18 protein-coding genes and 2 tRNA genes are annotated in these 21,308 nt (G+C 70.3%); 15 read left to right on the top strand and 5 right to left on the bottom strand.

Annotated elements, in window-relative coordinates; all coding sequences use genetic code 11:
* The first annotated feature begins 14 nt into the window (after positions 1–14).
* The 6 genes from gyrA to OHA30_RS17300 all read left to right on the top strand — a co-directional run bounded on the left by gyrA (position 15) and on the right by OHA30_RS17300 (position 7,209).
* Positions 15–2,648 (top strand): DNA gyrase subunit A, encoded by a 2,634-nt coding sequence (gene gyrA, locus OHA30_RS17275; RefSeq protein WP_328914745.1) that lies wholly within the window; start codon positions 15–17, stop codon positions 2,646–2,648.
* A gap of 3 nt (positions 2,649–2,651) precedes the next feature.
* Positions 2,652–3,272, top strand: coding sequence for a DUF3566 domain-containing protein (locus tag OHA30_RS17280; RefSeq protein WP_328914746.1), 621 nt, complete (start codon positions 2,652–2,654; stop codon positions 3,270–3,272).
* 48 nt (positions 3,273–3,320) lie between these two features.
* Positions 3,321–3,397: transfer RNA gene (locus OHA30_RS17285), tRNA-Ile, on the top strand.
* A gap of 215 nt (positions 3,398–3,612) precedes the next feature.
* Entirely contained in the window at positions 3,613–3,753 is a 141-nt protein-coding gene (locus OHA30_RS17290; protein ID WP_198535794.1) for a DLW-39 family protein, read from the top strand.
* A gap of 175 nt (positions 3,754–3,928) precedes the next feature.
* Positions 3,929–5,863 carry a VWA domain-containing protein gene (locus tag OHA30_RS17295; RefSeq protein WP_328914747.1) on the top strand — a complete coding sequence of 645 codons (1,935 nt, stop codon included), beginning with the start codon at positions 3,929–3,931 and terminating at the stop codon, positions 5,861–5,863.
* A complete protein-coding gene (locus OHA30_RS17300) occupies positions 5,860–7,209 on the top strand; it encodes a hypothetical protein (RefSeq protein WP_328914748.1) in 1,350 nt (449 codons plus the stop codon). The genes OHA30_RS17295 and OHA30_RS17300 overlap by 4 nt, the downstream gene beginning before the upstream one ends.
* A 16-nt stretch (positions 7,210–7,225) precedes the next feature.
* On the opposite strand, the gene OHA30_RS17305 is transcribed toward OHA30_RS17300, so the two are convergent.
* A complete protein-coding gene (locus OHA30_RS17305) occupies positions 7,226–8,569 on the bottom strand; it encodes a serine/threonine-protein kinase (protein WP_328914749.1) in 1,344 nt (447 codons plus the stop codon).
* Between the two features lie 50 nt (positions 8,570–8,619).
* Positions 8,620–9,171, bottom strand: coding sequence for a helix-turn-helix domain-containing protein (locus OHA30_RS17310; RefSeq protein ID WP_328914750.1), 552 nt, complete (start codon positions 9,169–9,171; stop codon positions 8,620–8,622).
* 100 nt (positions 9,172–9,271) lie between these two features.
* Between OHA30_RS17310 and OHA30_RS17315 the strand changes: the two genes are divergently transcribed.
* Positions 9,272–9,344, top strand: a tRNA-Ala gene (locus OHA30_RS17315).
* A 284-nt stretch (positions 9,345–9,628) separates the two neighbouring features.
* Here OHA30_RS17315 and OHA30_RS17320 read toward each other — a convergent pair.
* Together OHA30_RS17320 and OHA30_RS17325 are read right to left on the bottom strand one after the other, a co-directional pair.
* On the bottom strand, positions 9,629–10,576 hold the full coding sequence (locus OHA30_RS17320) for a helix-turn-helix domain-containing protein (RefSeq protein WP_328914751.1): 948 nt from the start codon (positions 10,574–10,576) through the stop codon (positions 9,629–9,631).
* A 728-nt stretch (positions 10,577–11,304) separates the two neighbouring features.
* Positions 11,305–12,555: a tyrosine-type recombinase/integrase gene (locus tag OHA30_RS17325; protein ID WP_328914752.1), complete on the bottom strand. Its 1,251-nt coding sequence runs from the start codon at positions 12,553–12,555 to the stop codon at positions 11,305–11,307.
* 487 nt (positions 12,556–13,042) lie between these two features.
* On the opposite strand from OHA30_RS17325, the gene OHA30_RS17330 reads away from it, so the two are divergent.
* The 4 genes from OHA30_RS17330 (at position 13,043) to OHA30_RS17345 (ending at position 17,530) form a co-directional block, all read left to right on the top strand.
* Positions 13,043–13,255 (top strand): helix-turn-helix transcriptional regulator, encoded by a 213-nt coding sequence (locus OHA30_RS17330; RefSeq protein ID WP_328914753.1) that lies wholly within the window; start codon positions 13,043–13,045, stop codon positions 13,253–13,255.
* Between the two features lie 138 nt (positions 13,256–13,393).
* On the top strand, positions 13,394–14,824 hold the full coding sequence (locus OHA30_RS17335) for a DUF3631 domain-containing protein (RefSeq protein WP_405785561.1): 1,431 nt from the start codon (positions 13,394–13,396) through the stop codon (positions 14,822–14,824).
* Between the two features lie 182 nt (positions 14,825–15,006).
* Positions 15,007–15,786 (top strand): plasmid mobilization relaxosome protein MobC, encoded by a 780-nt coding sequence (gene mobC, locus OHA30_RS17340; RefSeq protein ID WP_328914755.1) that lies wholly within the window; start codon positions 15,007–15,009, stop codon positions 15,784–15,786.
* Complete coding sequence (locus tag OHA30_RS17345) at positions 15,776–17,530, top strand: relaxase/mobilization nuclease domain-containing protein (protein WP_328914756.1); 1,755 nt, start codon at positions 15,776–15,778, stop codon at positions 17,528–17,530. Before mobC ends, OHA30_RS17345 begins: the two co-directional genes overlap by 11 nt.
* Before the next feature lie 207 nt (positions 17,531–17,737).
* Here the strand turns inward: OHA30_RS17345 and OHA30_RS17350 are convergent, their stop codons facing one another.
* A complete protein-coding gene (locus OHA30_RS17350; protein ID WP_328914757.1) occupies positions 17,738–18,364 on the bottom strand; it encodes an HAD-IA family hydrolase in 627 nt (208 codons plus the stop codon).
* Positions 18,365–18,529: 165 nt separating this feature from the next.
* Between OHA30_RS17350 and OHA30_RS17355 the strand changes: the two genes are divergently transcribed.
* From OHA30_RS17355 to OHA30_RS17370, 4 genes are all read left to right on the top strand, one after another.
* Positions 18,530–19,756 carry a helix-turn-helix domain-containing protein gene (locus OHA30_RS17355; protein ID WP_328914758.1) on the top strand — a complete coding sequence of 409 codons (1,227 nt, stop codon included), beginning with the start codon at positions 18,530–18,532 and terminating at the stop codon, positions 19,754–19,756.
* A gap of 80 nt (positions 19,757–19,836) precedes the next feature.
* Positions 19,837–20,079, top strand: coding sequence for a hypothetical protein (locus OHA30_RS17360; RefSeq protein WP_328914759.1), 243 nt, complete (start codon positions 19,837–19,839; stop codon positions 20,077–20,079).
* Positions 20,080–20,239: 160 nt separating this feature from the next.
* Positions 20,240–20,731, top strand: a complete 492-nt coding sequence (locus OHA30_RS17365) for an ATP-binding protein (protein ID WP_328914760.1) — start codon at positions 20,240–20,242, stop codon at positions 20,729–20,731.
* A gap of 122 nt (positions 20,732–20,853) precedes the next feature.
* Entirely contained in the window at positions 20,854–21,204 is a 351-nt protein-coding gene (locus tag OHA30_RS17370) for a DUF6415 family natural product biosynthesis protein (protein ID WP_328914761.1), read from the top strand.
* Positions 21,205–21,308 lie beyond the last annotated feature (104 nt).

Genomic DNA, 21,308 nt, shown 5'->3' on the forward strand with positions numbered 1-21,308 from the left:
ACAATCTGACAGCGATGGCCGACGAGACTTCCAACGTTCCCCCCGCCCCTGACCTCCCCGACTCCGAGCAGGAGCTGCGCAACGAGTCCGGCGGACTGCGCGTCGAGCCCGTCGGGCTCGAGACGGAGATGCAGCGCAGCTATCTCGACTACGCGATGTCCGTCATCGTCTCGCGCGCGCTGCCGGACGTCAGGGACGGCCTCAAGCCCGTGCACCGCCGGGTGCTGTACGCGATGTACGACGGCGGCTACCGGCCGGAGAAGGGCTTCTACAAGTGTGCCCGCGTCGTCGGCGACGTGATGGGTACGTACCACCCGCACGGCGATGCCTCGATCTACGACGCGCTGGTCCGCCTCGCGCAGCCCTGGTCGATGCGGATGCCGCTGGTCGACTCCAACGGCAACTTCGGTTCCCCGGGCAATGACCCGGCCGCCGCCATGCGGTACACCGAGTGCAAGATGATGCCGCTGTCCATGGAGATGGTCAGGGACATCGACGAGGAGACCGTCGACCTCCAGGACAACTACGACGGCCGCAACCAGGAGCCGACGGTCCTGCCGGCCCGCTTCCCGAACCTGCTGATCAACGGTTCGGCCGGTATCGCGGTCGGCATGGCGACCAACATCCCGCCGCACAACCTGCGCGAGGTCGCCGAGGGCGCCCAGTGGTGCCTGGCCAACCCCGAGGCCACCCCCGAGGAGCTGCTCGACGCGCTGATCGAGCGGATCAAGGGCCCGGACTTCCCGACCGGCGCCCTGGTGGTCGGCCGGCGCGGCATCGAGGACGCGTACCGTACGGGCCGCGGCTCCATCACGATGCGCGCGGTCGTCGCGGTCGAGGAGATCCAGAACCGGCAGTGCCTGGTCGTCACCGAGCTGCCGTACCAGACCAACCCGGACAACCTCGCGCAGAAGATCGCCGACCTGGTGAAGGACGCCAAGATCGGCGGCATCGCGGACGTCCGTGACGAGACCTCGTCGCGGACCGGGCAGCGCCTGGTGATCGTGCTCAAGCGCGACGCGGTCGCCAAGGTGGTGCTGAACAACCTCTACAAGCACACCGATCTGCAGACCAACTTCGGCGCCAACATGCTGGCCCTGGTCGACGGTGTGCCGAGGACGCTCTCGCTGGACGCCTTCATCCGCAACTGGGTGCTGCACCAGATCGAGGTCATCGTCCGGCGTACCCGCTTCCGGCTGCGCAAGGCCGAGGAGCGCGCCCACATCCTGCGCGGTCTGCTCAAGGCGCTCGACGCGATCGACGAGGTCATCGCGCTGATCCGGCGCAGCGACACGGTCGAGATCGCGCGCGAGGGCCTGATGGGCCTGCTGACGATCGACGAGATCCAGGCCAACGCGATCCTGGAGATGCAGCTGCGCCGGCTGGCCGCCCTGGAGCGGCAGAAGATCATCGCCGAGCACGACGAACTCCAGGCGAAGATCAACGAGTACAACTCGATCCTGGCCTCCCCGGAGAAGCAGCGGCAGATCATCAGCGAGGAGCTGCAGGCCATCGTCGACAAGTTCGGCGACGACCGGCGCAGCAAGCTGGTGCCCTTCGACGGCGACATGTCCATCGAGGACCTGATCGCCGAAGAGGACATCGTCGTCACGATCAGCCGCGGCGGTTACGTCAAGCGCACCAAGACCGAGGACTACCGGTCGCAGAAGCGCGGCGGCAAGGGCGTACGCGGCACGAAGCTGAAGCAGGACGACATCGTCGACCACTTCTTCGTGACGACCACCCACCAGTGGCTGCTGTTCTTCACCAACAAGGGCCGGGTCTACCGCGCGAAGGCGTACGAGCTGCCGGACGCCGGGCGGGACGCGCGCGGTCAGCACGTGGCGAATCTGCTGGCCTTCCAGCCCGACGAGCGGATCGCCCAGATCCTGGCCATCAAGGACTACGAGGCGGCGCCGTATCTGGTGCTCGCCACCAAGTCCGGCCTGGTGAAGAAGACCGCGCTCAAGGACTACGACTCCCCGCGGTCCGGCGGTGTCATCGCGATCAATCTGCGCGACGCCGATGGCGCGGAGGGCGGCGCGGGCGGTTCGGACGAGCTGATCGGCGCCGAGCTGGTCTCCGCCGAGGACGATCTGCTGCTGGTCAGCCGGAAGGCGCAGTGCATCCGCTTCACCGCGACGGACGACGCGCTGCGGCCGATGGGCCGGGCCACGTCCGGTGTGAAGGGCATGAGTTTCCGCGAAGGTGACGAATTGCTCTCCATGAACGTCGTGCGGCCGGGTACGTTCGTCTTCACGGCCACCGACGGCGGTTACGCCAAGCGCACCCGGGTCGACGAGTACCGGGTGCAGGGCCGTGGCGGTCTCGGCATCAAGGCGGCGAAGATCGTGGAGGACCGCGGCTCGCTGGTCGGGGCGCTGGTGGTCGAGGAGACCGATGAGATCCTCGCCATCACCCTGAGCGGTGGCGTGATCCGTACGCGGGTCAACGAGGTGCGGGAGACGGGCCGTGACACCATGGGTGTTCAGCTCATCAACCTCGGGAAGCGGGATGCCGTCGTCGGTATCGCGCGGAACGCCGAGGCGGAGGATGATCCGGAGGCGGCCCTTGCTGTGGCCGGCACCGAAGAGCACGACACTGCGGCCGAGGGCACTGAGCCCGCGGCCGGTGAACCGGAGGAGTAAGCCGTGAGTGGAGCCACGGGCGCCGCGGGTGGGGCCGGAAGGACCGGGGGTGCCCATGGCTCGGCCGACCTCAGCGGTCCGCAGGAGGGGGTTTACGCCATGACGGACACCCGTCAGCCACCGCCGCACCAGCCGCCGTCCGCATACGCGCCGCCCCAGCCGCCGGGCGGGCCCGTGCCGTTGGGCGGGGCCGGCGCGGCGGCGGCCGGGGTGCGCAAGCCGCGTCCCGCGGCCCGTACCGTGCCGCGGACCCGCAAGGCCCGGCTGCGGGTGTCCAAGGCCGACCCCTGGTCGGTGATGAAGGTGAGCTTCCTGCTCTCCATCGCGCTGGGCATCTGCACGATCGTGGCCGTCGCCGTGCTGTGGATGGTGCTGGACGCCATGGGCGTGTTCACCGAGGTCGGTTCGACCATCAGCGACGCGACGACCTCGGAGCAGAGCGGCAAGGGCGGTTTCGACCTGGTCGCCTTCCTGTCGCTGTCCCGGGTGATGGTGTTCACCACCGTCATCGCGGTCATCGACGTGGTGCTGGCCACCGCGCTGGCCACGCTCGGCTCGTTCATCTACAACCTGTCGGCCGGCTTCGTCGGCGGCGTCGAGCTGACCCTCGCCGAGGACGAGTAACCGATTTTGGGACACGGCCCCGTGTGCGCTAACCTTTCCATGCGGCGCGGGGCTATAGCTCAGACGGTTAGAGCGCTTCCCTGATAAGGAAGAGGCCCCAGGTTCAAGTCCTGGTAGCCCCACCAGCGCAAACAGCCCCTCACGGATCCCGTGAGGGGCTGTTCTCATCTATGGGGTCTTCGGGTCTGTCGCCCGAAATGCCGATCTCCAGCGGGTCGAGGTGTGGCGCGGGCAAATTCGGGGTAACGCGCGGGGCGGTAGGTCACCGTTCGGTATCGGCTGCTGTGTATAGTCGGGCGGGTCAGAAGCTCGTCCCACGCAAGAAGGAGGAGGTCACTCGATGAAGAAGATTCTCCTGGTCGCACTGGCCGCCGTCGCCGGGCTGTTCGTGTACCGACAGATTCAGGCGGACCGCGCCGAGCAGGACCTGTGGACGGAAGCCACTGACGCGGTCCCGGCGGGTTCCGGCGCGAACGTGTGAGACGCCCTTGAGACACCGCGAGGTGTCGGAGCGTTCTCCTGGTCCCGGTCGCACTGCGCGGCCGGGACCTTCGCTGTTGCCGGACCGTGACAGCAGCTGCTTGAGTTTGCGTGAGCAAATGAATTACGTTGCTTGAGCAAACGCAACCGCGTGGCTGCCAGGGGGATGTGACGCCATGGAACGACGACCAACGCCGGAGCGGGCCCGGGCCCGTGGACGGACCCGAATACGTACCGCCGCGGCCGGACTGCTGATGGCCCTGGCGGCGCTGGGCCCGGTCCCCGCGGCGCACGCGGCGCCGCCCTCCGGCGAGAGCGCCGCGAGCGGCGACGGCAGCCTGATCATGGTGCTGGACTCCTCCGGTTCGATGGCCGGCCCCGACGGCTCGGGCCACACCCGGATCGCCTCCGCCCGTACGGCCATCGGCTCGGTCGTGGACGCCCTGCCCGACGGCTATCCGACCGGACTGCGGGTCTACGGCGCGGGCAAGGCGCACGGCTGTGACGACACCGGCCTCGCCCAGCCCGTCACCCCGCTCGACCGGGCGGCGGTGAAGAGCGCCGCGGCCGCCGTGACGCCCAGGGGCGACACCCCCACCGCGCTCGCGCTCACCAAGGCCGCGGCCGATCTGCCGGCCGACGGGCGCCGTACGATCCTGCTGGTCTCCGACGGCGAGTCCAACTGCGGGGCGCCCAAGCCCTGCGACGTCGCCGCCGGGCTCGCGGACGACGCGGGCGACGGCGTGGGGCTGCGGATCGACACCGTCGGCTTCCAGGTCGGGGGCGCGGCCCGCGCGGAGCTGGAGTGCGTCGCCCGCGCCGGACACGGCGCCTACTACGACGCCCCGGACGCCGCCGCGCTGGCCCGCCAGCTGGTGCGCGCCTCCCAGTTGAGCGCCGACGCCTACCGCCTCCAGGGCGACCGGATCACCGGAGGGGCGACCGCGGAGAAGGCCGCCGCGATCGGTCCCGGCCAGTATCTGGACACCCTCGGTCCCGGCGAGACCCGCTGGTACGCCGTCCCGCTGGACGCCGCCTCCACCGCCGACCTGTCGGTCACCGCAGTCCCGCAGCCCGGCGTCCGCGTCGCCTACGGCGACGGTGTCGAGCTGAAGCTGACCTCCACCGGCACCTACGGCTTCACCTGCGACTCGAACTCCACGCACTTCGGCCAGGACGAGGGTGCGATGACGCTGACGGGCGCGGTCAGCCGTATCCCCAGCCACGACGGCGACAGTTCCTGCGACCGGGCGGGCCGCTATCTGCTCTCCGTGCACCGCACCAGCGACCCCGCGTCCGACCAGGGCCGCTGGCCGGTCGAGTTTCGCTACGACGCCGAGGCGCCGCTGCCGGCCGGCACCACCCCGGCCGCCGCGCTCACCGAATACGGCGCCGCGCCCGCGCCGCTGACCGGTGCTCCGAAGGACATCACCGGCGGCACCGGCTTCAACGACGCCACCCGGCTCACCACCGGCGTCTGGCGGGACCGACTGCTGCCCGCCCAGACCCGCTACTACCGGGTGCACGTCGGCTGGGGCCAACAGCTCACCTACGCGGCCGAGTTCGCCAACGAGCCGAGGATCGACGACAGCGCCACGTCCACCTTCGTCACCACCTCGGCCTACGCGCCCGACCGGCTGCCGGTGCAGGACGCCTCCACCGCGCGCGACGACCGCCTCTACGACGGCTCGCCGGTCTCGGTCGGCCTCGGCACTGTCCCGGTCACCTGGACCAACCGCTGGGTGAGCGGCGCCGCGGCGCACAACGTGCACCGGGCGGGCGACTACTGGATCGCGGTCGGACTCGGCCCGGACGCCGCCCGGTTGGCGAAGGACGCGGCCGTCGGCGTGGTGCTGCGGGTGCGGGTCACCGGCGAGGAACTGGCCGGACCGCAGTACCAGGCGCCCCCGCTGGCCGGGAAGGCATCGGGGCACGCCGCCCCGACGCCCGCCGCGACACCCGCACCGGCGCGTACGGCGGCCGGCCGTGGCGGCGTCACCGGCACGGACCTGCTGGCGGCAGGCACGGGCGGCGCGGTGGCGCTGGCCGGAATCGGGGTGGCGGCGCTGACACACCGCACGCGGAACCGTACGAACAGGGGTGGGGCATGAAGCGTATGACGTTCACGGCCGCGGCGGCCTTGCTGGCGCTCGCCGCCTTCCAGGGCCGCGCGGCCGCCGACAGTACGCCCGGCGACGGGACCGGCACCGGCGCGCCCGGCCTCTGGCAGCCCAGCGGCGCCGCGCTGACCGGCGCCGACACCACGGCGGACGCGCCCGCGATGAAGCCCGCGGAGAGCTACCGCGACACCATCGGGCCGGGCGAGACGAAGTTCTACGGCATCGCGCTCGACGCCAAGGAGTCCGCCTACGCCTCGGCCTTCGCGGTGCCGCCGTCCGGATCGCGGGTTGCGTACGGCGACGGGATCGAGCTGAAGCTGCTCAGCGCGGACGGCTCGAACTGCGACAGCGCCGACGCCCACTTCCAGGACGACGGCAACGCGCGGCCGATCGGCACCGCCGTGGCCCGCACGATGGGCGTCGGCTCCTCCTGCCAGGACGCCAACCAGTACACGCTCCAGGTGCACCGGAACAGCGCGGGCACCTCGGACCCCGGCGGATGGCCGCTGGAGCTGCGCTACGTACTGGAACCCGCGCTTGAGCCCGGCACGGCCGCGGAACCCGCGCCGGCCTTCGGCACCGCCTCGCCGACGCCGCTCACCACCGGCACCCCGCGACAGGCCCGCGGCGGCACCGACTTCACGACGGCGGCCGCCGTGCGGACCGGCATCTGGAAGGACGGCGTGCTGCCCGGCGAGACCCGCTTCTACAAGGTCCCCGTCGACTGGGGCCAGCAGGCCACCGTCTTCGCGGACTTCTCCAGCGCCAAGGTCAACGACGCCTCCACGTACGTGGGTTCGGGGGTGCGGCTGACCGCCTACAGCCCCGTACGGCAGCTGATCGACGGCGTCGGCCACTCCTACCAGGGCACGCCCACCTCGCTCAACGAGCGGATCGTGCCCGTCTCGTACGTCAACCGCGCGGCGAGCGACAGCAAGGTCGAGCGGGTGCGGTACGCGGGCTGGTACTACTTCGCGGTGACCGTGCACCCGGACGTCGCCCAGGCGGTCCAGGGCGCGGTCCCGGTCACGCTGAGGGTCGAGGTGGCGGGCGCCGCGCAGGCCCCGCCCGCGTACGACGGCGACCCGGGCACGGCCGGCATCGGTGTCGACGCGCACGACGTGTCCTCGGCGAACGGCACGGCGACGGGCGGCGGTTCGTCCTCCTCCGGACCGCTGCGCTTCCTGGCCTTCGCGGCGCTGGGGGCCGGGACGGTGCTGGTGCTGTCGCTGGGCGTGTGGACGCTGGGCGCGCGGCGCAGGGCGGCCGCGGCTCGGGCGTCTGCCGGGGACTCCGTGCCGCCGACCGGGTTCGGAGGGCCGCCGCCCGCCTGGTGACCCGTGAGCGGCGGGGTCAGGACGCGGCGAGGGCCACGATGCCGACCACGAAGCAGATGAGGGCCAGGACGAGGACCGGGATCACCAGGCGGGCCGGTGGTCCCGGGGCCGGCCTGCGGGCGGGCACTCCGGCGGAGGCCGTGTCCGCGGTGGGGACGGCGGGAGGCGGGACCGCGACCGGCGGGGGCAGCGGCTGGGCGGGGCTGTCGGCGCGGGTCCTGGTGTGCGTGAGCGGTTCGCCGGGCGGGGACGGGGGAGCGGGCCTGGGCGTGGGCTTGGGCGTGGGCTCCTGGGCGGGGAGCGGCGCGGCGTGCTTGCCGTGCGAGCGGCGGGGGGTCGCGGCGGCGGGCACGGGCTCCGGAGCGGGGGGCGGCAGGGGCTGCGGGGTCGGCTGCCGGTCGGCTCCCGATGGCGTGGGCCGAGGCGGGGACAGCGGGAAGCCGCCGGTCAGGGGCGCGGGCCGGGCCTGCGGGGCGGCCGACAGCGGCCCCTCGGGGCCGAACCCCTCGGGCAGCGCGCCGATCTGGTCGAAGATCTCCACCGGCTCGTCGTCGGGCGCCGTCTCCGGGAGCAGTTCGACCGCGGCGGCCAGCGCCTTGCGGGCCCCGGTCGCCGTACGGAAGCGCGCGTACGGGTCCGGCTGGAGCAGCGTGCCGATCACCTGCCACAGCGGTTCCGGCACCCCCAGGGGCGCCGCGGGCATACCGGTCGTCAGGAAGCGCTCGGCGATGGCCTGCGCGTCCGGCTTCTGCCCGCTCAGCAGATAGAGGGCGACCAGGCCGACCGCGTACAGATCGGCGGGGAAGTCGGGCTCGCCGCCGAGCAGTTGCTCGGGCGCGAAGTAACCCGGCGTGCCGACCACGTAGTCGGCCTCCGTCAGCCGGGCCTCGCCCTTGCGCATCGCGATGCCGAAGTCCGACAGCCGTACGTGCGGGGTGCCGGTGCCGGTGGCCTCCAGCAGGATGTTGGCGGGCTTGATGTCCCGGTGGACGACGCCCTCGGCGTGCACGGCGGTCAGTCCGGACAGCAGCTGGTCGAGCAGCACGCTCACGAACCGCGGCGGCAGCGGCCCGTAGTCCCCGATCAGGTGCGACAGCGAGCCGCCGCGGACCAGGTTCATGGTGAACAGCACCTTGTCGTCGTCGGCCGCCCAGCTCGCGGGGGCGAGCACATGCGGGTGGTCGATCCGCATCGCCTGCTCGCGCACGAACCGCAGCAGCGCGTGGGCGTCGCGCTGCTGGAGCACCTTGGCGGCGACATAACGGCGTCTGCGGTGGTCCCAGGAACGCCAGACCGCGCCGACACCGCCGCGCCCGATCGGGTCCACCAGCTCGTAGCGGCCCGCGAAGACCTCGCCCATGGTGTGCCGTCCGCCCCCTTCGACGTCCTGCCGCGCGCCGCCTCGTACCGTCAGTCCTGGTGCGCCTCGTAGTGGGCGAACGCGTCACTGGTCCGCCCGGCGCCGTACACACGAAGGAACTCTGCCAGGTGCGGGTGGGTGGGCGCGAGGGTGTTCGCGGCCTGCTCGATCTCGCTCGCGGAGGCCACCGAGCGCAGCACGTCCTGGATGCCGTGCACCACCTGGCGGGCGGACGCGGCACCGGAGACGGAGTGGGTGGTGGTGCTGAGCACGGAGGAGCCCGCGGAGTCGCGGATCTCGTCCATCCGGGCCGCCGCCTCCATCACCCCGATCCGCCCGTCGGCGACCTGCCCGGCCAGCTCCTGGACCGCCTGGAGCCGCTGGACGACCGCGGGGTTGCCGATCTTCGCCCGCTGCCCGCTCATCAGCTGCGACAGCATCGGCGCGGAGAGCCCGAGCACGCCGGCCAGCCGGACCTGGTTGAGCCCCAGGTCGCCGATCAGCCGCCGGAACAGATCGCCCAACGGCTCCCCGTACCAGCCCCGCTGCAGCTCCATGGCCTCCTGCGCGCGGGTGGCCGGGTCCTGCGACGACATGTCCATGCGCTCTCCCGTTTGCGGCCGCGAATCCCGCCGGACATCCTACGTACCCGGGATTCGAGGTCGGCCCGACGCGACGGACCAGGTACGCTGTCTGCGACGAGGGGCCTTAGCTCAGTTGGTAGAGCGCTGCCTTTGCAAGGCAGATGTCAGGAGTTCGAATCTCCTAGGCTCCACAGGTGTTTACGCAGTTCAGTGGCCCCCTCACCCGGCACGGGTGAGGGGGCCGTCGGCGTGCGGCACGCATATGGCACACATCAGGCGGCTGCTTGTTCCAGGGCGGACGGGGCCGGGTAGCAGGCGGGCGCCCAAGTTTTTGGGAAGCACTCACCCATGCATGCAGGGAACACGGCTCAGAGCGCTTCGGCACAGCAACCTGGAGGCGTAACCGACGGTCGTCTGCGTGCAGCGCAGGGTCTCCCTCGTCGCAAGAGCCGGACGGCCTCGGTATCCCGAAGGTTCAAGGTCTCTGGAGGCCGGCGTTGGTCCCCTTCCCCGTCGGGCGTCCGCGCAGCGCCGCCACGCGCGCGCCCAGTTCCTCGATCTCCGCCTGAACGTTGCTGACCGCCGCGTCCGCATCAGTCAACTGATGAAGTAGTTCTTGTCTACGGATTCGGCTTCGGCCGTCCTCGTCCCATGCTTCGAGGAGGGCACCGCTCTGGAAGTGAGTGCCGAACTGCCTATCCGGAAGCGCCCGGTACAGTGCCAGGGTTTCAGCGCGCTGTCGAGTGCGGGCTGACCGCAACTCAGTCAGCTGACCGAGCCGCTCCTCGGCTGCATGCAAGGCCGAGCACAGCCCATCGTCCCCGCTGCTCGTACTCCTGGTGCGGCGCACGGCGTGGTCGTACCGTGCTTTCTGACTGGCCTGCTCCCAAGCAGCCACCCACACCTCGGTGTCGAGACGCCCATTCGTGGTGCAGGCTTCGACGAAGGCCACGAGCAACTCCTTGCGTGGAATGGCCTGGCCCCGTAGCACCCTACTGAGGCTACTGCGGGGGAGACGCCCGTGCCGACCCGCCATCGTGGACTCGAGCCAGCGCAGCGAAGGACTGCCTGCCTTGTTGTACAGCTCCAGCATGGCGGCATGGAGTTGGACGAAATTGTGGATGTACTCGGGCATCATCGGCACCTGATCTCTGCCGAGATCGGCGTTATAGCGGGCCTTGCGCCACAAGGCGTGTGCCTTGCGCCTATCGGCGCCGCACCCGGCGGCGAACGCTTCCACGACAGCCAGGCTCGGCGCTCGCTCGCCCTTGGTGGCACGAGACAGTGACGAGGAACTGACACCAGTACGTGCGGCAAGCTGTGCGTACGTGAGCCCCGAGTTCTGGCGCTGTGACCGGAGCCAAAGCACCAGATCACTCAGGGGCCTACTGTTGGTGCGCACAGGAGTCTCCCGGCGTCCCATCCGCGCAGGATCAGCAGTTGTGCTGCACGGTGGAAGGCTTCACGTACTGCATAAGTTGCACACCGGCTGAGACAGCGACGGCGAAGCACTCAAGGACTGCCGGTGCTCCTGCTTCTTGCGCAGAGACAACCAGTACGAACACTAGGCATATCAGGACGTAGACATACCTGCGGACGTTCGGTCGACGGTGGAGTGTTGACGTGTACAGCACTTCGGTAACGCTGTCCTGCTCACGACGCATGATGCACGCCCTTCCCTGGGCTACGGACTCCAACTTCTTTGCCACGCCGGGTGATTGCCGTCACTGGCGGCGCCCGGTCAGTTTGGCACTTCGATAAACGACCGCCCAGCCAATGCCCGCTGCGACAGGCCAATTGGTGCATGAGTGTCCCGCACTAACGGTGTGGGCGGATATACACAGGGATGGGAATCCCATGTTCCACCTGCACGGCAGCAAAAAATTCATGCAGCACTGTCCCAAAATGTGTGCCTGCCCGGATGAGCTTGTCAGACTTCACGGCCCCGACCAGGCTCGTGGAAGGCGCCTCCTGGACGTACTGCTCCAGAGCCCGGGTGTCACGGACTCCACGACAAGGGCATCGGGCAGTTGGCGTTGCCGCGTCACTGCCCGTGATGCGCGGTACGCACCGAGTTCTACTCGGTGCGTACCGCCTTGATCTTTCGTGGCGGCGCAGTCTTTTCGCCCTTCGTGATGAAGCGCTCGTCGCCTACCGAAGCGGTTCGTCTGCGGCCTGCTGCAGGGCAGCCAGTTCGGCCGCCGCCTCCTGCGCCTTCCGCGCTGCCTTCGCGGCTTTGGCTTTCGCTTTGGCGAGGACGCGGGCGCGGCGCTTGTGCATCTTCTTCGAGACCTCGTCCAGGCGGTCGGGGAAGAGGTGGCCGTAGACGTCGAGGGTCATGGTGGCGGACTTGTGGCCGAGCATGGTCTGGACGACGTTGACGTCGGCGCCGCTGGCGATGGCGAGTGAGGCGGCGGTGTGGCGAAGTTTGTGGGGTGTGACGCGGAGGTGGCCGAGACCGGCCGCTTTGACGGCTGGGTCGAAGACCCGGCGGACGAAGTTGCTGGCACGTAGGGCGCCGTTCTGGGGGCCGGTGAAGAGGAGTTCGTCAGCGTCTCGCCCTTCGAGGTGCGGTTTCAGCTCCTCGATGAGGAAGGCGCTGAGGGGTACGGACCGCCGCTCGTGGTTCTTGGGTGTGTCCAGGTAGAGCTTGCCGCCGTCGAGGCCGAATGCCTCCACGATGTGCGCGCGGCGGGCGGTGAGGTCGATCCGTCCGACCTTCAGGGCGGAGGCTTCGCCCCACCGGAGGCCGGTGTAGGCGAGCAGCAGGATGAAAGCGCGGTACTTGTCGGCCGCGTCGGCGAGGGCTTCTACCTGGACCTCGTCCAGGTAGACGTGATCGGCGGGGTTGATGGCGGGCAGTGGCACGCCGGTGGCCGGGTTGAAGGCAAGGCGGCGGGACTTGACGGCGAAGCCGAGCACGCGGCTGAGGACCACGTAGGTCTTGCGGATCGAGCGTGCTGCCTGGGGGCGTCCGTTGGTCGTCTTGCCTGCGGCCAGTTCGGCCAGCCAGGCGGCGATGTCGTCGTACTGGATCCTGTCCACAGACGTCGAGCCCCACCTGGGGATAACGTGCGTGTCCAGCGCGATCCGGTAGCGGGCCCGGCTGGAGCGCTTGAGGTGGAGCTGGCTCTCGAACCACGACTCGGCCACTACGGCGAACAGGACGCGGCCGGCAGCAGGGTCGCGGTACGAACCGTCGCCGAGCCGGGCTTGGAGCTGGGAGCGGAAGCTGTCCGCCCTCACCTTCAAGTCGAAGACCCTCATCTTCGGTTTGCCGTCGGGGCCGTACCAGCGCACGCGCCAGCGGCCGGGTGGCGTGTGTCCGGTCTGCTTGGCCTTGGCGACCGCGCGCTGGTACGCGGTGTGGCCGGCGCGGTCCTCTATCCAGACGCGTGCCATCAGGCACCGGTCCGGTGGCTTGGTGGGGTAGGGCTGTTGTCCACGGGATCTCCCTTTTCTTTTGCCCCTTCGGGTGGGGCTGGCGAATGTTGTGGGAGGTTCCCTTGGAGTCTGCGGTTTGGGCAAGTCGTAATTCCGTGATAGACGCCTCTGGCTGGTGTGCGGCGGGTACTGGTTCCATTGCTGCGGCGGTGGTGATATGGTCCGGAGCTTTTCTTTGTGCTGGGTTGTGTTGCTGGGTGTTGCGGTGTCCAAGGCTGTGATCTTGGCTGGTGGGGCGGGTCGGGTTGCGGCTGGCGCCTTCCTGGTGAGGGTGGGGTGCCAGCCGGGGCCGTTCTGTCTGATCCCGTTTCAGGGTGGTTTCCACTGGAGCAAGGGGGCCTATTTGGTCCGCCCGTGTTTTTCGGTCACAATCCCGCTGGATGGTTCACCGGCTCGTGGCTATGTTGGCTGCGAATGGCCATCCGCAGACCCGAAAGGCGGTTCCATGCCCAGTACGCAGAAGGCCCTGCATGACCGGCGCCCGCTGGCCACCCCGGCGGAGTTGTCGGCCTACCTCGGAGTCCCCGTCGCCACGCTCTACCAGTGGCGGCACCGGGGCATCGGGCCGAAGGTCCACAAGCTCGGCCGCCACCTGCGCTACCGGTGGGCGGAGGTGGAGGCGTGGGTGGACAAGCAGGCCGTGGACCTGGCGGCCTGACGCCCGGCGCCGAACGCAGTGCGGCCCCCGGCGCTTGAGACGCCGAGGGCCGAGCGAACTCCCCTGAACCGCGTGTGAACGATCAATTCGGTGGTGCCGGGCCTGCCAGCCACGGTGCCGTCGGTGGAGGAGATACCCATGCACAGTACGACGCAAGGCGCTGGTAGCGCATCTCCTGACGCGGGTTGGCCGCCGGTGGCCATACCGGGCCGCCCGGGTCAGGTGGCCAACGGCCCGCTCGCGGCGGCGACCGGACCGGTCGGGTGCCTGACAGGAGCTCCACGGCGGCCGGTCACTGACCGGTCAGCCGGTCTGCCCGGTCCGGCCACCGACCGCCGGGCCGTCACCGGTCACCCGGTCGGTGACCGGCTGACCGGGGATTCCGGTCAGCCGGACGTGACCGGTGACCGGGCGGCGGTCACTGACCCCGGCCAGCCGACCGGACCGACCGGGTCAGGGGCCGGTGTCCTGGCCACGGAGGGCGCTGACCTGCTGACCGAGTTGCGGTCAGCGATTGCCCGGTACGTGGTCATGCCCTCCAGCGAGGCCCTGGACGCGGTCACCCTGTGGATAGCGGCGACCCATCTGCAACCGGCCTGGCAGCACGCGCCGCGGTTGGCGGTGGTGGGTCCGGCGAAGCGGTGCGGGAAGTCGCGGCTGCTTGACGTGCTGCACGACACGGTCCACGACCCGTTCATCACGGTGAACTCGACCCCGGCGGCGATCTTCCGGTCGATCACCGAGCAGCCGCCGACGCTGCTGGTGGACGAGGCCGACACCATCTTCGGCAGCGTGAAGGTCGCGGAGAAGAACGAGGAGATGCGCGGCCTGCTCAACTCCGGCCACCAGCGCAACCGCCCCACCACCCGGGTCGTCGGCCCGGAGCACAGGCCGACGAAGTTCGCGACGTTCGCCATGGCCGCGCTGGCCGGGATCGGCGACCTGCCCGACACGATCATGGACCGGGCGGTGGTGGTGCGGATGCGCAGGCGCGGGCCGGGTGAGAGCGTTCGGGCGTTCCGTACCCGCTACGACACCCCGGTGCTGCACGGACTGCGGGACCGGCTGGCGGGATGGCTGGTGCCGCTGACCGATACGGCGGCGGCGATGGAGCCGGTGATGCCGGTCGAGGACCGGGCGGCGGACACCTGGGAGCCGCTGGTGGTCGTCGCCGACCTCGCGGGCGGCGGATGGCCGCAGCGCGCCCGGCACGCCTGCCGGGTGATGACCGCGCACGAGGAGGGCAACGACCAGGAGACGGGCCTGAAGACCCGCATCCTGGCCGACATCCGCACCGTGTTCGCCGGGCTGGGGGACCCGGAGGCGCTGTCGACGCAGTCCCTGCTGAGTGCCCTGAACGCGGATCCGGAGGGGCCGTGGCGCGAGTACGGCACCAGCGGGCTGACCCCGCGGGGCCTGCAACTGCTGCTGAAGGACTACGGGATCAGCTCGGCCAACCGCCGCTTCCCCGGCGACACCCAGCGCCGGGGCTTCACCCGCAACCAGTTCACCGACGCCTGGACCCGCTACTGCCCCCGCCCCGAAAAGGTGTCCTCGGCCGGGCGGTAAACCCCCACCGACCCGTACCACCCGTCCCCGTGCAGGTCAGCGCGGGGACGGGTCACTTCCCCGTGACGAGTCGACCCGCATCACGAGATCCACCCGTACCCGACTGACCAGCAACGCAACGGGTGGGATGGGTCGCACGCCCCTACGCCCACACAGCCATGCCCACGCCCAGGAGTACAACCATGGACCAGCCTCGGAAGAAGCCCGGAGTCCTCGCACGGATCAGCCGGACCTTCACCGGCCACTCGGGCGGAGCAAGCTGGAGCGAAGTCCACATCGCCGGGGGCGATGCGGACTTCGCGCTTGAGCCCGCCCCGTCGGAGGCGGGCATCGACCGGGCCCACGGGGCCCGGACCGGGGAAGGGGAGGCCGAGCGCGGCCTTCTCCCGGGACAGGATCACGACGACGGGCATCCCGAGCGCTTCGCGCCGACCCTCACGCCCGACGCGTTCGTCCACCGTGGTGTCGCCGCGCTGGATGTCCCGTCGCTGCCGGTCGAATCCGACGGTCTCGTCACGAGCCGTCGGCCGCTGAGCGAGATCCTCTACCGGCCGCGCAGCGGCACCAAGCGCGACATCCAGCTGACGTGCTCGGCTGAGCCGTCCGAGCGGGACTTCATCGACCTCGCCGCCAAGGCGGCCAAGCGGTCGCGGTCGGCGTTCCTGATGGACGCCGCACTGACCTTCGCCCACGCCTACCTCGGCGACCAGCGCCCCGACGGTGTCCCGGCACTGCCCTCGCCGCAGGCGCTCCAGGACCTGACCCGGCTGTGCGGGCAGCTGCTGCGCGAGATCCACCGCGTGGGCGTGAACCTCAACCAGATCGCCCGCGCCATCAACATGGGCACCTGGCCCGACACCACCGATGACGTCCTGGCCGAAGTCCACGCACTGGCCCGCGCCGCCCGCCTCGCACTCGAACACGTCATATCCGGGTGCCGGGGGTGCCGGCATGGTGCCTGACGTCTCCACCGGCTCCCGCACCCGCGGCCTGCTGTCCTACCTCTACGGCCCCGGCCGCCGCGACGAACACACCGACCCCCACATCGTCGCCGCGTTCGCCATGCCCGGCATCCCCGACCCCGGCCGCGCCCCCCTCGACCAGCACCACGCCCTCCTGGACGAGTTGGCCGACTACCTCGACCAGCCCGTCCGCGTGCGCGAGCAGCGCACCGGCAAGAAGGTGCCCCAGCACGTATGGCACTGCCCCGTCCGCACCGCACCCGGCGACCGCTACCTCACCGACGAGGAATGGGCGCAGGTCGCCCGCCGGGTCGTGCACGCCACCGGCATCGCCCCCGACGGCGACGACGCCGGATGCCGGTGGATCGCGGTGCGCCACGCGGAGGACCACATCCACATCATGGCCACGAGCGTCCGCGAGGACGGCCGCCGTCCCCGTACCAACCGCGACGGCCAGCGCGCCCAAGCCGAGTGCCGCAAGATCGAAGCCGAACTCGGCCTGCGCCGAATCAAATCCGGCGACTTCACCGCAGCACCGACGCCCACCAGCGCCGAACAGGCCAAAGCCCAGCGCGCGGGCAACACCGAGACGACACGGGAGTGGCTGCGCGACCAGGCATACGCGGCCGCAGCCGCCGCACGCGACGAGACCGAGTACTTCTCCACGCTCAGCGCGCTCGGCATCAGCATCAAGTACCGGCTCGGCCCGCAGACCGGCGACACCACCGGATACAGCCTCGCCGCACCCGACGACACCAACCGCCACGGCGAGCCGATCTACTTCAGCGGCTCCACGCTCGCCCCCGACCTGTCCATCAACCGACTGCGCGAACGCCTCAACGCCCACAACGCCACCGACCAGCCCACCGCCGACACTGCTGGCCCAAGCCCGTGGGACCAGGCTGACACTGCCCTGCGGAACCTCCACGCCAGCCTCCTCGACCAGGAAGCCGACAGCAGCCGGGATCAGGACGGCGTGATCCAGGCCCAGGCTGCGGCGTTCGGCGAACTCCTCCACAACGCCGCCGCCACCGCACCCGCCCACGCGCGGGCCGAACTTCGGGCAGCCGCGGCGTCGTTCAACCGGGCCAACCGCTCCGCCATCCGCGCCGAACACCGGAGCGCCGCCGCCCTGCGCACCGCTGCCAAGGAACTTTTCCACGCCCTCGGCTCGGGCAATGACGGCGGTGCAGCCGTCGCAGGGCTGCTGTCCACCGCCGTACTCACGCTCATCGCCCTGGCCCGCTGGAACGAAACCCGGAGCCACCGGCAACAGGCCGCGGCAGCCCACCAGACACTCGTCCACCTGCGGACCGCCTACCAGCAGGCCGCCGAACCCGTCCTGGCCGACCTCGCCTCACGCACACCCAGCCCGCAGACCGCCCAGCGCTACGCCACCGACCTACGAGCCACCATTCCCGAACACACGACTAGCATCCTCGCCGACCCCGCCTGGCCCGCCCTGGCCACCACCCTCGCCAAAGCCGAAAGCACCGGCCAAAAACCCCGCCACGCCCTCGCCGCAATCGCCCGGCAACGCGAACTCGACACTGCCGACCACCCCGCCGAAGTCCTCAACTGGCGCCTCCACCACCAGACCACCGAACGCCACGCCGCCCGCGTCCGGGCCGCCAGCGCCCGCCCTCACCGCAACACCTCCACAGGCGCACCCGCGGACACAACGGGAAGCACACTCCCTCATACCGCGCAGGCAGACCGCCAGATGCCAGCGAAGCGACACTGACGGAGGCCCTGAGCCACGACCCGCAGCGCCGCTCAGTCGCTGAACGCGAGCAGCATTGGGGTAGGAAAAGAACGGCACCGCGATCGAAGATGCCGACACTTCACGACCCGCACGAGCGGGATCGCCCTGGAGCCCGTCATCCCTCGCGGGCAGAGCGGACAGAAGGGGTGGGTGACGCTTCTCAAGCCCGATGCGGTCGCCGCCGGATCAGGTCGCCGGCGTGGCGCAGCTGAGCAGCATGTCCAGTTGCGTCACCGTCTCGGTGGCGTCGGTGTGGTGGATGGTGCGGATGCCCAGAGCCTCGGCGGGTGGCAGGTTGATCGCGTGGTCGTCGACGAACACGCAGTCCTCGCCGGGCAGTTGTAGCTGTTCAAGGGTGTGCAGGTAGATGCCTGGATCGGGCTTGCGGACGCCGATCTGCTCGGACAGCACGATCGCGTCCCATTCCCCATCCCACATCCCGAGTGCCTGGTAGGGGTTGTAGGGGGTCAGGCCGAAGCTGTTGGAGAGCATGGCGACCTTGATGCCGGCGGCGCGGGCGCGGCGTGCGGCGTCGACCATGCGGGGCTCCAGGTGGAGGTTCGCCAGGGCGCGCCGCATCAGGTCGGTGGGGTCGATGCGGAGGATGCCGCCGATGACCTGGTTCCACTGCTCCTGGGTGGCTTCGCCGACCTCCAGCGCCTTGTAGATCGCCACCCCGTCCGGATGCTCGTCCAGCGCGTGGAAGTAGGTGCCGGGGACCAGGCCCTCGCTGCGCTCGAAGGCCTCGCCGTTGAGCCGCATCCGGATGGTGAGGACGCCCCCGAAGTCGAGGATCAGGCCGCGGTAGGTCATTGCTGGCTCCGTACGAATGTGGCTCACCCCCGGGTGGGTGCACGGACATGCTTCGCCACGGATGGTAGCCGCCGGTCGAATGCTCCCGCCTTCCCTGGCTGGGACCGTACCCTGGCGGTGGAGGGGATCGCAGCGGCTGCCGCACGGGCGAGGGGACGTCAGTTCATGACTGTTGAACAGGACTTCGGAATCGGTGCCCGTATCCGGTACTACCGCGAGCGTCGGGGCCTGTCGCAGAAGGCCATGGCTGAACTCGTCGGCAAGTCGGAGAACTGGGCTTACAAAGTCGAAAAGGGCGTGCTGCCCATCGACCGCCTCTCGGTGCTGATCGACCTCGCGCGGGTGCTGCACGTCTGTGACTTGACCGACCTGACCGGCGGTGTTCTGACGGGCGCTGTTTCGGGACCGCAGACCGAGCACCAGGCCGTGCCCGCGATCCGACGCGTCCTGTCCCTGCCCTCGTCGCTGCTGCCGTCCGGGATCGGCGAGGTGCCCGTGGACGACTACCAGGCGGCTGTGGACGACGCATGGCGCGTGTACGAGACGCAGACCAAGGACCGGTACGCCGACATCGGCGGCCGGCTGCCGAATCTCCTGCGACAGGGCTACGCGGCCGTACGCGACGCCGAAGGCGAGGAGCGGGAACGGCAGGCGGTGGCGCTGCTGATCTCCGTGTACGGCCTGGCCCAGGTCTGGCTGCGCCGCGTCGGTGAGCCGGTGCAGGCCCGTATCGCCGCCGACCGGGGGGTTGCCCTGGCCGACCAGGTCGGAGATCCCGCGCTGCTCGCGGCGGCCACGTGGACCTTGGCCTGTGTGCTTACTTCATCGGGGAATGTGGCCGACTGCGTCGCCTTGGCGCGGGAGGCCATCGCCAACTGCAAGCCGGGCGAGGACGCCTCGGCGGAGCACCTGTCCGCGTACGGGGCACTTCATCTTTCGGCGGCGGTGGCCGCCGTGCGCGACAACCAGGGGCCCGTGGCGTGGGACCTCTACCGCGGCGCCGAAAGGGTGGCGGCGCGTCTCGGCCAGGACCGCAACGACTGGCACACCAGCTTCGGTCCGACGAACGTGGCCATGCACGCCGTGCACCTCCGGGCTGAGGAAGGAGACACGGTAGAGGCGCTGCGCGTGGCCGACAGCGTGGAGGACAACCCCGAACTGCCGCTTGAGCGGCGCACCCGGTACCTGGTCGAGGTCATGAACTGCAACCGCATCCAGCGCGACGACTTCGCCACCGTCTACATGCTCAAGCGGATCACCGCCCAGTCCCCCGAAGAGGTGGGCTTCTCGCCACTGGTCCGGGAGGCGGTTGCGGACCTGCTCAAGCGGGAAAAGCCCATGTGGCGGCAGGATCTGCGGGCGGTGGCCCAGCACATCGGCATGACCGCGTAGAGATCGGCACGCCCTGACTGCTTGTCAGCCCTGATTTTTCCTCAGGGTCGCACAACAACCGTGCTCCTACGTTGGGTGACATGACAGAACGTCACCTGCTGCTGAACGGGACGTTACGGGCCTGGCACGTCGAACGTTCCCCCGGTGCTCCCGAGCTGACCCAGGCCGGACGCGTCGCCATCCCGGTCCGAGTCCGCCGGATCGGGAAGCGCTTCTCCGCCACCACGACCGTGCTGGTCCTCACCGCTGAGGAAGCCGACGCGCTCTGCGTCGAGTTGACGGCTCTGTTGCACCCTGACGACGGCCAGGAGGCCGCGTCATGACCGGGCCGTGGCGGACCGCCGCCGACTGCGAGCGCCGCCGGGACCTCCTCTCGGCCGCCGCCGGCCTGCATCCGGGAAGCACGGCCGTCGCCGCCGCCCATCGGGCCCCGACCTTGAAGGTGCCGCGCCTCCTCCGCGCCCGACGAGAAGGGCCGGTCTCATGACCCGGGCAGCGCACTCCACGAGCAACCTCACCACCCCCATCGCCCCCATTCCCGTCGTGACCGAGCCCATCTGCGACGAGTTCGTGGTGCGGATCTCCGGCGACGCCGCGACGAGCAGCGCCCTCGGACGGGATCTCGACGGCCAGAGGGTCGGGCGGCTTCGCCGCATCAGCGCGGCCAAGCTGCGCCTTTGGGGGCTGTCCCAGCTCGGGGACGACGCCAAGCTCCTGATCAGCGAAGTCGTCACTAATGCCCTGCGGTACGGCGAGGGTGGTGAGATCGAGTTCCGCCTCGTCATCACCCTTCGGGGGCTGTTGATCGCGGTGAACGACGGTTCGGCCCAACGCCCGCAGTTGAGCATGGTCGGCGCGTCCAGCGAGACCGGCCGCGGGCTCTTCCTCATCGCTGCGTTCGCCGACGACTGGGGCGTCTGCCCCGACGGCACGACCACCTGGTGCACGCTGAGCCTTGCGAGGGCGTGCCGATGACCGTCCGGACTCAGCGCCTCTCGGCGGCCAGAGCTGATACGACCTGGGCACGAGGCACGGAACGCGAGACGCCAACTGTTTCCCGGTGGAAGCCACCACTCGACGCAGCCAGCCTGAACGACATGCTCGGCCTGCTGCGCCGATGGGCATGGACAGCGCTGGACAGCGAAGCCGTCCTGGACGACGTTGCTACGGCTCTGGACGGCATGACTCCTTCCGAGGAGGCCATCGGGACGTTCGTCCGGCGGCTGCGTGGCCACCTGATGCAGCTCGTGGACATCGCCGTGTCCACCCGGGTCCGGCAGAAGTCGGCCTACGCCGACATCCTCATCCAGCAAGCACGCGCCTTGCGGGCGGAGGAGATGCCCGGCGGCCACCACCGCGGCGTGCCCCATCTGCGGCGGACGGCGTGGTTCGTGAGCGAGTTGCTGGACCAGCTCGTCGCGCTCGGCTCCATCGAGGGGGCGGCGTGATCGTCATCTGCCACGAGCTGCTGATCACGCAGGTTCCCGGATCGGGCCACTCCCGTCGAGGTCCGGCGCCGTGACCGGCGGCCGGCGGGCGGTGCCTGCCGCGT

The sequence above is a fragment of the Streptomyces sp. NBC_00223 genome, from assembly GCF_036199905.1.
In the GTDB taxonomy this organism is placed as follows: Bacteria; Actinomycetota; Actinomycetes; order Streptomycetales; family Streptomycetaceae; genus Actinacidiphila.

Excerpts from the sequence above, each read along its gene's own strand:
- OHA30_RS17360 (WP_328914759.1), top strand. The coding sequence starts at position 19,837 with ATGACAGAACGTCACCTGCTGCTGAACGGGACGTTACGGGCCTGGCAC.
- OHA30_RS17355 (WP_328914758.1), top strand. The coding sequence starts at position 18,530 with ATGACTGTTGAACAGGACTTCGGAATCGGTGCCCGTATCCGGTACTAC.
- OHA30_RS17290 (WP_198535794.1), top strand. The coding sequence starts at position 3,613 with ATGAAGAAGATTCTCCTGGTCGCACTGGCCGCCGTCGCCGGGCTGTTC.
- OHA30_RS17305 (WP_328914749.1), bottom strand. The coding sequence starts at position 8,569 with ATGGGCGAGGTCTTCGCGGGCCGCTACGAGCTGGTGGACCCGATCGGG.
- OHA30_RS17370 (WP_328914761.1), top strand. The coding sequence starts at position 20,854 with ATGCTCGGCCTGCTGCGCCGATGGGCATGGACAGCGCTGGACAGCGAA.
- mobC (WP_328914755.1), top strand. The coding sequence starts at position 15,007 with ATGGACCAGCCTCGGAAGAAGCCCGGAGTCCTCGCACGGATCAGCCGG.
- OHA30_RS17350 (WP_328914757.1), bottom strand. The coding sequence starts at position 18,364 with ATGACCTACCGCGGCCTGATCCTCGACTTCGGGGGCGTCCTCACCATC.
- OHA30_RS17310 (WP_328914750.1), bottom strand. The coding sequence starts at position 9,171 with ATGGACATGTCGTCGCAGGACCCGGCCACCCGCGCGCAGGAGGCCATG.
- OHA30_RS17330 (WP_328914753.1), top strand. The coding sequence starts at position 13,043 with ATGCCCAGTACGCAGAAGGCCCTGCATGACCGGCGCCCGCTGGCCACC.
- OHA30_RS17335 (WP_405785561.1), top strand. The coding sequence starts at position 13,394 with ATGCACAGTACGACGCAAGGCGCTGGTAGCGCATCTCCTGACGCGGGT.
- OHA30_RS17325 (WP_328914752.1), bottom strand. The coding sequence starts at position 12,555 with ATGGCACGCGTCTGGATAGAGGACCGCGCCGGCCACACCGCGTACCAG.
- OHA30_RS17365 (WP_328914760.1), top strand. The coding sequence starts at position 20,240 with ATGACCCGGGCAGCGCACTCCACGAGCAACCTCACCACCCCCATCGCC.
- OHA30_RS17300 (WP_328914748.1), top strand. The coding sequence starts at position 5,860 with ATGAAGCGTATGACGTTCACGGCCGCGGCGGCCTTGCTGGCGCTCGCC.
- OHA30_RS17295 (WP_328914747.1), top strand. The coding sequence starts at position 3,929 with ATGGAACGACGACCAACGCCGGAGCGGGCCCGGGCCCGTGGACGGACC.
- OHA30_RS17320 (WP_328914751.1), bottom strand. The coding sequence starts at position 10,576 with ATGGGACGCCGGGAGACTCCTGTGCGCACCAACAGTAGGCCCCTGAGT.
- OHA30_RS17345 (WP_328914756.1), top strand. The coding sequence starts at position 15,776 with ATGGTGCCTGACGTCTCCACCGGCTCCCGCACCCGCGGCCTGCTGTCC.
- gyrA (WP_328914745.1), top strand. The coding sequence starts at position 15 with ATGGCCGACGAGACTTCCAACGTTCCCCCCGCCCCTGACCTCCCCGAC.